The sequence below is a fragment of the Lactobacillus taiwanensis genome (assembly GCF_017894345.1).
GTDB classification, from domain to species: Bacteria; Bacillota; Bacilli; order Lactobacillales; family Lactobacillaceae; genus Lactobacillus; species Lactobacillus taiwanensis.
The window spans coordinates 1,124,124-1,136,761 of record NZ_CP059276.1; the positions used below are offsets into that span (position 1 = coordinate 1,124,124).

Here is a 12,638-nt window from a genome sequence, read left to right on the forward strand (position 1 = left end):
AAAAGCTTCTTTCTTAATTAAAAATTTTAGTAACGAACTTTACCTTCAGCAACAGACTTTAAGTGTTTACCATATGGGCTCTTGCCATAGTGCTTAGCTGCTTCAAGTAATTGATCCTTATTAATCCAGCCATGAACATATGCAATTTCTTCTGGAGCTGAAACAGAAACGCCTTGACGTTCTTCAATCATCTTAACGTAGTTAGAAGCATCAACTAAGCTTTGCATTGTACCAGTATCAAGCCATGCATAACCACGACCTAAAAGTTGTACTCCTAAGTTATCATCTTGTAAGTACATATCGTTTAAGCTAGTAATTTCTACTTCACCACGTGCACTTGGCTTAACTTGAGCAGCCTTTTCACTTACCCCAGCTGGGTAGAAGTAAAGTCCCGTTACAGCGTAATTACTCTTTGGTTGTTCTGGCTTTTCTTCGATAGAGACAACATTATCATTTTCATCAAAACCAATAACACCAAAACGTTCTGGATCATTTACGTAGTAACCAAAAACAGTGGCCTTACCCTTTTGAGCATCTTCTGCAGCATTCTTAAGTAAATCAGTAAAACCATTACCGTAGAAAATGTTATCACCTAAAACCATGGCACATGCTTCACCATTAATGAAATCTTCACCTAATGTAAATGCTTGAGCCAAACCATCTGGACTTGGTTGAACCTTGTAAGAAAGGTTAACACCAAATTGTGAACCATCACCTAATAGTTCCTTAAAACGTGGAGTATCAGCTGGAGTAGAAATAACTAAAATATCTTTAATACCAGCTAACATTAAAGTAGATAATGGGTAATAAATCATTGGTTTGTCGTAAACTGGCAATAATTGCTTACTAGTTACTAAAGTCAATGGGTATAAACGAGTACCTGAACCGCCTGCTAAAATAATTCCCTTCATGCTGAATTAGTCCTTATCTAAAACTTGCTTCTTACCGTACATTTCGTCGTAATAGTTTTGGTAGTCACCAGAAATGATGTTTTCCCACCAGTCTTTGTTGTCAAGGTACCATTGAATAGTCTTCTTAATACCATCTTTAAACATAGTTTCTGGAAGCCAACCTAATTCGTTGTGAATCTTTTCTGGATCAATAGCGTAACGACGGTCATGACCCTTACGGTCAGTAACGTGTTCAATTAATGAGTATGGCTTGTCTAAGTAATCACAGATAAGTTTAACAATATCAATGTTAGCCATTTCGTTGTGACCACCAATGTTGTAAACTTCACCAGGCTTACCATTTTCTAAGATAAGATCAATTGCCTTGCAGTGATCTTCAACATAGAGCCAGTCACGAACGTTCTTACCATCACCGTAAACTGGTAATTTTTCATTGTTTAATGCTCTTTGGATCATCAATGGAATCAATTTTTCTGGGAATTGATATGGACCATAGTTGTTAGAGCAGCGTGAGATGGTTACTGGTAAGTTGAAAGTTCTGCCGTATGCACCAACTAACAAGTCCGCACTAGCCTTACTTGATGAGTAAGGGCTTGAAGTATGAAGTGGAGTATCTTCGTGGAAGAAAAGATCTGGACGATCTAATGGTAAATCACCGTAAACTTCGTCAGTTGAAACTTGGTGGAAACGCTTGATACCGTATTTACGGCAAGCATCCATTAAGACAGAAGTACCGATAATGTTAGTTTCTAAGAAAATTTCTGGATTTTCAATAGAACGATCAACGTGACTTTCAGCAGCAAAGTTAACTACTACATCAGGCTTTTCTTCTTCGAATAACTTGTAAACACCTTCACGGTCACGAATGTCTAACTTAACGAACTTGAAGTTAGGATTATCCATGACATCCTTCAAACTAGATAAGTTACCTGCATAAGTTAAACTATCCAAACAGATAATTTCGTAATCAAGATGTTTCTTTAACATGTAAAAAACGAAGTTTGAACCGATAAAACCGGCACCACCAGTAACAATGACTTTCATAATTAGATATGCCTTTCTTTATTTATTACTTATCATATAACATTACGTTACGTCACCCTCAAGAGGATAAAATAAAAAAATGCCGTTTTTTTATTCTGCACAAAAAAGACCAAACACTTTGCTTTATAGTGCTTGATCGTAAGTTTATTTCTTACAAATAAAGCAACCTGCATCTTTAGTAATGTAGAAGCTATCACTTATTTTATCATCAACATAATTTTTAAATTCATTATAGTGATCGAGTAAAATCGAATTTTGATTGCCATGACAAGATAAGATGTAAGAAATCACCGGTGTAGATTCAGACAATTCAATTGCATCTTCATACTTATGACAAGTAACATCAGTAAAATCATGAGATAAAATTTCTGCCCCATTGTCTAAGCCAAAGCGATCATACAAATTAGTTGAAGACAAAACAATTTCTGGATTAAATTCTTGAACTAAATCAGTAATTTCATGCATATGCCTCTTAGAATAAGTAGAACAAGCAAAAGAAGCACCCTTTTTCATTACTCTCTTTACTTCCTTCAAGGTCTTAGGAATATTGTCACAGTAGAAAAGCATATGGTTAGCAATTACCAAATCAAATGTATTATCCGCAAAAGGTGTTTTTTGTGCATCAAAAACAGCATATTGAAATTCTGTTCTGTCCCCAATTTCATTCTTCGCATCAGCTAAGATACCTTCAGAAATATCAGATAAAACAATGGTTAAGCCCTTTGGAATTCTATCTAAATTTTGTGACCAGAGAGTACCATTACCCGCACCTAGTTCTAGAATCTTTATCCCCGCCTTTAAGTCTAGTTGTTTAAACAACCAGTGAAACCATCCCTCTTTATTAAGAGAATAATCCCGGTGAAGTTTGATTCGCGCAGAAATATTAGAAGCATTTTGGTATTGAGTACTTAAGGACTGATTCATTGATGTCAAATGAATTAAGTCCAGCATCTTGCTCCAGTCTACTTCTTGCCCTGCCTTTAAAGTGCTACTAGTTGAATCAATGGCAGTAGCTACATTTTGCATTTCTTTAAGACGTTCTTCCACTAGTCTTTTTTGGATCTGCAGAGAATCGAGTAAAAGTTGTCTATCTCCTGATCCTAAAGTCATTTCTCGAATATCTGTTAAAGAAAATCCAAGATACTTTAATAGGAGGATTTGCTGCAATTTTGCAAAATCAGCATCAGTGTAGCGTCTTGCACCACTTGCCGTGTGTGTTGATGGCTTTAATAAATTTTTTTGATCATAATAGCGAATTGTACGAATTGAAACATGCGCCTTCTTCGCAAATTCACCACTTGTGTAGTATGGTAACATTTTTTAATTTTGTTCTTCCATATCTAATAGTCAATCTAATATATCGTATTTCTATAATTCTTCAATATTTATCTCAATATCTTTATACCTATAATCATACCCTTTACGTGGTCCTTTTGAGTAAATATCGTAAATCACTTTTTGACTTATGTTTACTGGAATCGGCAAACTATTTTTCAATTGTGCTGATTCTAACAATTCATAATCTTTTTGTTTAAAAATATATCCAATTCCTTTATCATTACCGGAGATACTTATAAAATCATAAAATATTCTATATATATTATCTTTTTTAGCTATAGCTTTAAGATAGTTCGCGATTATTTCTTTTTTATCTCCTTCTATTCCTCCATATAATTTCCGTATTAATCTTGGTTTATAATACTTATCATTATACAAATTAATGGAATCTTTAATAGCATCTATACACATTCTTTTCCATATTGAATATGAAATTTTATGTATTTTCTTAATGTCTTTACTAAAAGTGTGTAAATCATCAAATACATCAATTAATTCATAATTATTATGATATTTTTCCAATAATTTAGAAATTTTTTCTTTTGGTGTATCCCTTAATAAACTAATACATATTGAAGCTGCGATATTGCGTGGTGATAATCCAAACGCTTCCACATTCTCAGGCACTTTCTCCATATTATCTAATATTACTTTACATAGAGCTAATCCTGTTTTACTATTAAATTCATTTTCATATATAGAAAATAAACGAATACTTTCAGAAACATTTACTTCACTATCTTCAAATATTTCTTTTTCCAAATTTTCAATTTGTTTTCTATTCGTTTTTTCTTTTAATTTATCTACAATAACTTTTATTTTTTTGTTTTTACCTACTACAAAGTCTTTTCTTAACGAAAAATACAAATCAAAATTATATCCATCGTAAATTCTATTATTCATTCTACCCTCATTAGAATTATTATTTACCCGCAAATGTCCATTTCCAATTTGACATTGTTTAACAAAAGGAAATAACATTTCTAAAATCGGTAGCCAACTTGAATACTTATCTTTTAAAACATTAGAATAAAGATCATATATTTTACTTATCAATTGTTTTGAATTAAATACATCAGAAATATCTAACCTACTATTCTCCGAAACAAATAACTTTGGATTTTCTTTAATTAATTGAAATAAATCAGGTTGTTTAAACGATATATACTCAATCAATAATAAATCATTTCTATTTAAATTAATATCAGGAGAAAAGGCAATATAACATATTGAATTCAAAAAACGTATAAATTCTCTAGGATTATCAATACTCTTTATGATCAACTGAAAAGCGAGATCTAAATTATTAATTTCTTTATCTGAAACATTATATATTCTAGCTAAATTAATCAAACAGCTTCTATAAATTTTTTGTACACTATTTTCTGATACTTTAGGTACCTGTAATTCTAAATTAATTACTTTTTCTGCAAAAGAAGTATTTAATTTATTATCGTCTTGTAATATTTTTTCTAATCTATTCCTATCATAAAGCAATATAAATATCAAATTAGGTAAATCAAACAAAGATCCTAACATTTTTAGAAGGAATCTAATTTGTGTGCTTGTTGCTCTATCCAAATCATCAATAAACAGGACATATTTTTTATTACTACTTAAAATCAAATTTTTTAGATTAGCTTGCCATTTTTCTATGTTTTCTTGATTAATATCATTCTCAAGTACTTTGCTCAACGACTTTCCTACAGTTGGAATTTCAACCACATATCTTGAAACATCCTGTACTTGTTTTCTGATTTTTCGCGAACTGTAATTAATCCCTAAAGCATTTAACAGTGCATCATAAAATGAATTTAATAAGACTGCTTCTGAGCCGGAGATCCATGGATTGAGTCCCTTAATTATCTTAATATCTGAATTTTGCTCTTCTAGCTGTTTACGAACAACATTTGTAATAGTAGTTTTTCCTGAACCCCAAGGACCTGATAATCCGATAATGAAAGAATCTTGTTTTGAAAAGTTCTGACAGATTGATTTATATAGGAGCGCAATTATACTGTCTCTTCCTAACAAATCGTCTTTTACTGCTCTATCCTTAACAAATATTGGCAAACTTACATTTAAATTATTTTTATATAAGTCACTCAATTCTACTAAATGGCATTCCTCATCATTTTTAAGTATCTTTAAAGCTACTTGTTGCAAACACATTACTCTATAAATACCTATCGATAAAGAAAACAAAGCAAGAAGAAGCACTACTACAAACTTCCATGAGAAATATTGTTTGGTAATTAAGAGATATACCCCATATCCTAGATCGCTTATAACAACATACAGATCAATATCATCTAATGCATTTATGCTATTTACTTTAAACAAAAGCAGAATTTTATTATTTATTACGAACCAAAATAATATCAATATCCCAATGACTACGGTACTTACCCATAACTCTACCGTTACTCTTCCTGTTGGATTCAAGTAATCAATTATTATCAGCAAAAATATGGAAATTAAAGATATGTATACAATATTTGTTTGTTGTAATTCAGTAAATAACTCTCTAAAAATACTTTTTCCTTTTCCCATGTTTCTCCTTAAATATCATATAAACCATGTCTAAAATTTCGCTAATATATTCGAGTGATTTTATTTTTTAAGGACATAATTGAAGTACTATCTATTATCAGGATATGAGCCATATTACATTTTATGATTCTACTTTAAAGAATAATAAAGGTAATGATTACCTATATCATCTCAGCATGAAAATATTGCATCCCACTGTGATATTAATGGAAAATACCACAAGGCCTATGTATCCAAATTTACTCGCTATTCTTATCATTCTGCTAATCTCAACATAACGGCCGCTACATCCCGCAGGTTTGCTTCATCGTTACAAATGTTACGACTAAACTAGAAAAATAAAGAATTCTCTACAATTACTATCCGAGAAAATATAGGTTTAAATCTAATCTAGTTAATATTAAGTCAATATAATTTCTTCAATATCAACAAAGCATCACATAACTAAAAGCAATTCTTTGTATAAAAAATAGATGTTTACGTTCATTCTAGAACGATATTAGAAAGAAAATCATCAATAAGAAACCAGCAGAAATCATAAAAAACTCGTACTACTTTATGAAAAAATTTATTTGAAGAGTATCTAAGCCGTAGGACAATCTTATTTCTAGTTTCAAAAGTATAGGCACTAATTATTGCCAAATACTAAATCCTGGATATACATCTAACGAACTTGGTAATAGGAAATTAGTTTTATCAACTCACAAGACTAATTAAGACTTAAAAAACTAAATATAAGGTATTGTTTATATCATAATCCACGTTTTAATAATGTAACTATAACTAATATCATTATCCCTATAATTCCATAACCAGACAGAATTTGTCTTCCGATATCATTCATATACTTTTGTTGCTCTTGCACCGTTGTTTTTTTTATAAATCTTTTAATCCATATCTGTAATTGTTCTGTAAAATATAATGCTAATATTACACAAAAATACATTTCTAAATATATTAATTTATGACCAGACATATTAGCTGTAACAACGGCCATCTCACATGCTATTAAATTGTTTACCCCTTTTCTTTCCCATCCAAGTAATATCGCTACTCCTAGCAATAGGAAAGCGCATAGCACTGTTACTATTGGAGAAAATTGATCATATAAATATTCAATTATTAATGTACTAAATGTAACAATTCCATATATTAAATAATATTTCCAATTTGTAAAATCTAGTCCCCACCACAAAGGCTTGGTCACATACCATTTTCCTTCAGCTCGCATATTTATATATTCAAAAAATTCTGAAAACAGGTAACTGACAATCAAAATTAGTACAATTAAAATAAAAAAAGCTGGTTTACTTTTAATGCTAAAACCAAAAAATTTTTTAAAATTTACAATTAAATCATTCGACAATGGGGTTCCCCATCCTATAATTAAGTACACAGGTAAAATTAATGTTAATATCTTTTTGACTAAATCTATATTCAGATGTATATTTTCTATAAAAAACACAGTTATTATAATATGAATTAATATACAACAATAATATAGAGAAAATACTATTGGAAGATAATCTTTCCATGCAAAACCGTTATCAAGACTTTTAAAAAAAATACTTTTTAAAAATGTCCATGCGCTTTTATTATAGGCTAAAGGAATTAGTAAAAACGCCATAACGATTGGGAAAATACATAAGCAATCAAAAGATGCCCACTTATACTGAACTTGATTTAATGACACATCCCCATTTTTCTGTACCATTAATGGTGATTTTTTAATAAAATTTTTCATTCCTTTAATCACTCCGTCTTAACTTTCGACTATTATATTTTTCTGCTAATAAATATTTATGATGTTCTGTCGACGAAATTTGTTAATACCGAAAGGTCATATACTTCCTTGTATTCAAAAGCACAATACGACTGACTTTAAAAATTAAAGCTAATTATCTCTATATTCTCTTAATAATTGTATTAAAATTTAAATTAATATTAAAGACCCTAATTTTTCTGATTATTCATATAAATATATTAACGATAAGAAATACAAAATATATCTACGTGTACTTTCTAGTTATTTTCTACTATTCTTCTAAATTTCAGTTATTATACCTCTACCACTGATTATACTGATATTATTAACAATAAATTATCGCCATAAAATAAGAAAACAATAACACAAGTCTTTTACTTCGAAGTAAATTTATGTCTATCTTAATTTTTATCGGCTATATGCTTTTTCCTGTTGATGAATATCTGTGTTATTCTATCAACAGTTTTTTTGTGCAAAAAAGGAGGGGGGGTAAGCCTCACTTCATTAAATCTTCTGATACTCCTCTAAAGAATAAAGGTGATTACTTATGTTCCTTTCTTTATGAGAGTATTAAATTTCAACTTGATACTAAATCCCCTAATATTACTAAAAAGAATATTAATGGTAAATTCGATAAGGTCTATGTGGCTAAACTTATTCAAGCGACTTGTCCCTTTTATCATTCTTCTAATCTTAAGTATAGCGGTCATTACACTTCTAACGTGTGCTTTATCACTACTGATATAACCATCCAGTTATTAGTAAGCAGCGCATCTTATGTAACAACGGCTTTAAAAGATCAATGACCTCATCTACTCTTGTTAATAAGTATTGTCTACTCTTACTAAAGAGCGCTCAATGATCAGCATTGCTAGAGAACATAATGTATCTGTCAACACGGTTCAAAGAGTATTAGAATCCTGCTCTTCTAAGTTCTATGATGATTTTGATCATCTGCCTGAACACTTAGCCTTTGATGAATTCAAAGGTGTATGCAAGAAGCTTCACTTTATTTGTCTAGATCGTGATACTCACAAAGTTGTTCAAATTCTTAGAACTCGTTTTAAGCCTGATATTCTACGCTATTTTTACAAGTTTACCCCTAAGGCTCGCCCAATGGTTAAGACAGTGACCATGGATCTTAACTGCTATTATCCACTAGTTGCTAGAGAATTATTTTCAAATGCTCAGATTGTTATTGATCGTTTTCATATGGTTCAAATGCTTACTAGATCTTTCAATAGTTTGCGTGTTCAAATTATGAAGCAATTTAAAGCCATGAATATAAGCTTTTAAAGTCTCCTTGGAAGCTTTATCTCATGAAATATGACAAACTTAATAAGACTACTCCCTACTACGATTGGCACTTTAAAGACTATCTCACTCAGGAACATGTTGTTTTAGACGGCTTAGAGTGCAACAAAGATCTCGAAAATACATATTGGATTATGCAGGACTTTATGACTGCTATTCAAAATAAAGATGAAAAACAGATTATTCACTTACTTAACTCAAAACACACTGTAGGCAAGCAGATGCATCAAACACTACTGACCTTTAAGCATAATTATACCGGTGTCCTAAACGGTATATCTTCTAACTACTCTAATGGGTGTCTTGAAGGTGTCAATCGGAAGATTAAGCAAATTGAGCGGACTGCTTATGGCTATAGAAATTTTAGTCATCTTTTAATTAGAATTAGACTTGAAGAAAATATTGTAAAAGAAAAAGAGCCAAACAACTATTTTCTAGTTGCTTAGCTCTCTTTACAAATTATTCATCAAAAATATTATCTAAAATCATGAGCTATAGCTCATGTTATCATAAACAAGGACTTAATTCAATATTTATATAATTACTTTATATTAAAAACTACGCTTCTATTTAGTGCATTCTCTAATTCTGAATAGGATAATACAGAGATCTCACTTTTTTTTTCTTTATTGACTTTATTAATCTGTTTAATGAAATTATCATATATCTCTATATAGTCTTTTCCATTAATACCATCATTTTTTACTAAAAATATATTGGCTATATCATTATATGTAACTTCTGTTAAATCATACAAAAGAACCTTTAACTCCTTTTCTAAATCATTTACTCTTTTATAATCAAAAGTCATAGCCTTTAGTAAAGTATTATCATTAATTTTATAATCATATTTAATTTTCATCCCCAGATTATCTTTATATATTGGATTACTTTGAACAGAACGTAGTTTATATGTTCTTATCTTTTTACCCAATAATCTCTTTACTATCTCCCTACTAATTCTTTTATCTTTAGGTTTATCATAATAAAGATACATATTTTTCAAATTTTCGATATCTTCCTCTATTTCTTTTTTATTTGTTTCTATATATTGAGGAGGAGTAAATTTGAATTCATTCACGAGATAAGAGATATGATATTCTAAAAAAGTATCTTGTGATATATCACTAAATCGCTTTTTATCATTTTTAAACTTCAAATCTAAAACAGACTCATTTGATAACTTTCCATAATTGAATTCATATTCCAATGATTCCATGACCATTTTAAAAAAATCTTTATTATATTCATCATCAAAAGCTTTTACACGGTTTAAATTTTTAGTTTTAAAGAATTGAGAATAGTGTTGTGCTGGAGAATGAACCACAATGCCAACATTTATAGATTCCATTCTAACTATACTCGGAATATACTTTAAAATTGAAAAATATAGTTTTGAATTCATTTGTTTTACCTCCCATCTCTAATCAAATATTTCTCTAGTTCCAGAATTATATCACTTACATGAGAGATTTGAAAACACAAAAAATCTTTTGCAATTTCTATTTCTTCAGCCGTTACACCCCATTCAGGTGGAATACCAACAAAACATTGTTCTAAATCTCTAGATGATAATTTTTTAATACTTCTTTCAACAGCAGAAAATGGATGATTATGCAAATTAGCATGTTGATTTTTTTGTTGTCTTCGTTTTTGATATTCGTGGAGTAAAAGATGATAATCTTGTCCATTTTTGATTTCATCAATAATTAACGGTGGATGCTGCATATCATGTTTTAACGATGTTTCATCCCAAATTTGAGCTAATCGAAATATATTACTATGATCTATAGCAATTAATTTATTTTCGTGCTTTAATCTAAACCAATTTCCACTATTACTATCTCTATCAGAATTCATTAAAATTGCATCAAATAAGATAAGCTTAGGAACCATTTCGATATTCGAAATATATTTTAATGTTGGAGGAAATATAGGCAATGACGTCCCTTCCTTATATTCAGATAAAAAACATTTTCCGCCTCGAAAATTACAATCTTTTAAATTAGGGATAGGACTATTAGTTATTACATTTTGAGACAATTCACCTATAGCCATACGTGGCGTTTCCAAATTAATTAAATTTGCAAATCGATTTCCAACGACTTCATTAAATAAAACCTTCCCAGTTGAAGTATAATCATTGATGCCCTTTAAAATATAACGCTTACTATCGGAACAAATAACAAGCAAAGGTCTTGTTGAACCAATATTCATCATTTCATAAATATCAATAACCTTTAGCACAACATTACTGGCTCCTCCCGTTAAAGATCATTAGTAGTTAAAATTACAGTTAATTATATCATACCTTAAGATTATTCTTTTTGGAAAATTGAATTTATCACATATTGAACTAGTTACAGAACAAGAATATACAATCTCCTTTTCATTTGTTCTATTACCCTACAACTTATAGAAAATGTTCTAAAATAATTATAATCAACATTATACTGCTACCAGCCAAGCCTCCAAACAAATTTTTTATTACATTTTCAATAGTCTTTTTTTCTTTTTCACCTAAATATTTAATTTTTCTTACTGTCAAAACAAACCATTCACAAATATACATTGCTATGCTCATAGACATAAATAAGTAAAAGAGATAACACACTGTTTGATTAGATACATTATCTTTAAACAAATTAGAAATTAAATTTCCAATAAAAAGAATAAAGCTATTTGTTAACAGAAGCCTATCAAAATTATTTTTAATTGCATTATAAAAACAATAAATAGTAATAATAAAGCTAATCCAAAGTATTTTCTCTTCGTTTGCAATCAATATACTTATAAAACTTAAACCCATAAAAGGCAGTAAAGACCTTATATTTTGTAAGGATCCATCTGATATCATCCAAATAATCCCGTAGGAAATTAATTCGAAAATTATTACCAATATACTAAATAAGAGTGTAACTTTAAACCTATAACAAACAAACCAATACGTTACAATAAATATAAAATTATAGATTAACTTAATACAAAATAAAAGGGGAATTTCAATTAAATTACCTAGTTTAAATAAATACGCTATACACCATATATCTTTATCACTTATGTTTAAACCATATAAATTATTATTACGGCTGACAAAATCAATAACTCTTTTTACAAAATTTAATTGTCCCCAAGTTATCATAAGACTAGCAAATAATATAATTATACAAATTATTTTAATGACTTTACTTACATCTGTCCCACTCGCAATTATTACTTCTATCCACAATATAGTCACTATAAGATATATTAATATACAGCTTCCATATATTATCTTAAATAATTGAAGATAGTGTACCATTCCCATATTCGAATTTTTAATCCACAAACCTAATTGATTTTTTAAAATTTGAAATATACTTTTTTGTTCGGCAATTTCCCACAACAATCCCGCCAATACTAGCGGATAAATAAGAAGAGTACTCATACTGAACCAAAAATAATTTTTACTATTAATCTTATGATTTAGATGATTTTTATTATAAATTGGTAATTCAGTGAACGGCTCAATTTTACAATTAAACCAATCTTTCATTTTTTCTTTTATTCCAAATTTATCCATTATTCTAAACTAAAAGTCCCGTAAACAACTAAAAAATAAAACTGCTTTTAATATAATAAATTTTACCACTAACGAAATAAGAGCGATGTATTAGGTTCAACCAAAAGGCTCAAACAAGAAATCTTCAGCAATATATAAAACATAGTATTGA

At 29.5% G+C, this 12,638-nt stretch carries 8 protein-coding genes and 1 pseudogene; 1 reads left to right on the forward strand and 8 read right to left on the reverse strand.

Features of this window, described 5'->3' with window-relative positions:
* Positions 1–26: 26 nt before the first annotated feature.
* From rfbA to H1A07_RS05415, 5 genes are all read right to left on the reverse strand, one after another.
* Positions 27–911 (reverse strand): glucose-1-phosphate thymidylyltransferase RfbA, encoded by an 885-nt coding sequence (gene rfbA, locus H1A07_RS05395; RefSeq protein WP_210144598.1) that lies wholly within the window; start codon positions 909–911, stop codon positions 27–29.
* Between the two features lie 6 nt (positions 912–917).
* Positions 918–1,955 (reverse strand): dTDP-glucose 4,6-dehydratase, encoded by a 1,038-nt coding sequence (gene rfbB / locus H1A07_RS05400; RefSeq protein WP_210144600.1) that lies wholly within the window; start codon positions 1,953–1,955, stop codon positions 918–920.
* A gap of 144 nt (positions 1,956–2,099) precedes the next feature.
* Positions 2,100–3,272, reverse strand: a complete 1,173-nt coding sequence (locus H1A07_RS05405; RefSeq protein ID WP_210144602.1) for a MerR family transcriptional regulator — start codon at positions 3,270–3,272, stop codon at positions 2,100–2,102.
* A gap of 51 nt (positions 3,273–3,323) precedes the next feature.
* Positions 3,324–5,846: a KAP family P-loop NTPase fold protein gene (locus H1A07_RS10600; protein ID WP_210144604.1), complete on the reverse strand. Its 2,523-nt coding sequence runs from the start codon at positions 5,844–5,846 to the stop codon at positions 3,324–3,326.
* Between the two features lie 751 nt (positions 5,847–6,597).
* Positions 6,598–7,602: a hypothetical protein gene (locus H1A07_RS05415; RefSeq protein WP_210144606.1), complete on the reverse strand. Its 1,005-nt coding sequence runs from the start codon at positions 7,600–7,602 to the stop codon at positions 6,598–6,600.
* Between the two features lie 512 nt (positions 7,603–8,114).
* Between H1A07_RS05415 and H1A07_RS05420 the strand changes: the two are divergent.
* Positions 8,115–9,371: pseudogene (locus H1A07_RS05420) on the forward strand (ISL3 family transposase).
* A gap of 95 nt (positions 9,372–9,466) precedes the next feature.
* Here H1A07_RS05420 and H1A07_RS05425 read toward each other — a convergent pair.
* From H1A07_RS05425 to H1A07_RS05435, 3 genes are all read right to left on the reverse strand, one after another.
* Positions 9,467–10,330, reverse strand: a complete 864-nt coding sequence (locus tag H1A07_RS05425; RefSeq protein WP_210144608.1) for a DUF3037 domain-containing protein — start codon at positions 10,328–10,330, stop codon at positions 9,467–9,469.
* 5 nt (positions 10,331–10,335) lie between these two features.
* Positions 10,336–11,172, reverse strand: coding sequence for a HipA family kinase (locus H1A07_RS05430; RefSeq protein ID WP_210144609.1), 837 nt, complete (start codon positions 11,170–11,172; stop codon positions 10,336–10,338).
* 166 nt (positions 11,173–11,338) lie between these two features.
* Positions 11,339–12,460, reverse strand: coding sequence for a hypothetical protein (locus H1A07_RS05435; protein ID WP_210144611.1), 1,122 nt, complete (start codon positions 12,458–12,460; stop codon positions 11,339–11,341).
* Between the last annotated feature and the right edge of the window lie 178 nt (positions 12,461–12,638).

Coding starts and splice junctions, on each gene's coding strand:
- rfbA (WP_210144598.1), bottom strand. CDS start 911: ATGAAGGGAATTATTTTAGCAGGCGGTTCAGGTACTCGTTTATACCCA.
- rfbB (WP_210144600.1), bottom strand. CDS start 1,955: ATGAAAGTCATTGTTACTGGTGGTGCCGGTTTTATCGGTTCAAACTTC.
- H1A07_RS05405 (WP_210144602.1), bottom strand. CDS start 3,272: ATGTTACCATACTACACAAGTGGTGAATTTGCGAAGAAGGCGCATGTT.
- H1A07_RS10600 (WP_210144604.1), bottom strand. CDS start 5,846: ATGGGAAAAGGAAAAAGTATTTTTAGAGAGTTATTTACTGAATTACAA.
- H1A07_RS05425 (WP_210144608.1), bottom strand. CDS start 10,330: ATGAATTCAAAACTATATTTTTCAATTTTAAAGTATATTCCGAGTATA.
- H1A07_RS05435 (WP_210144611.1), bottom strand. CDS start 12,460: ATGAAAGATTGGTTTAATTGTAAAATTGAGCCGTTCACTGAATTACCA.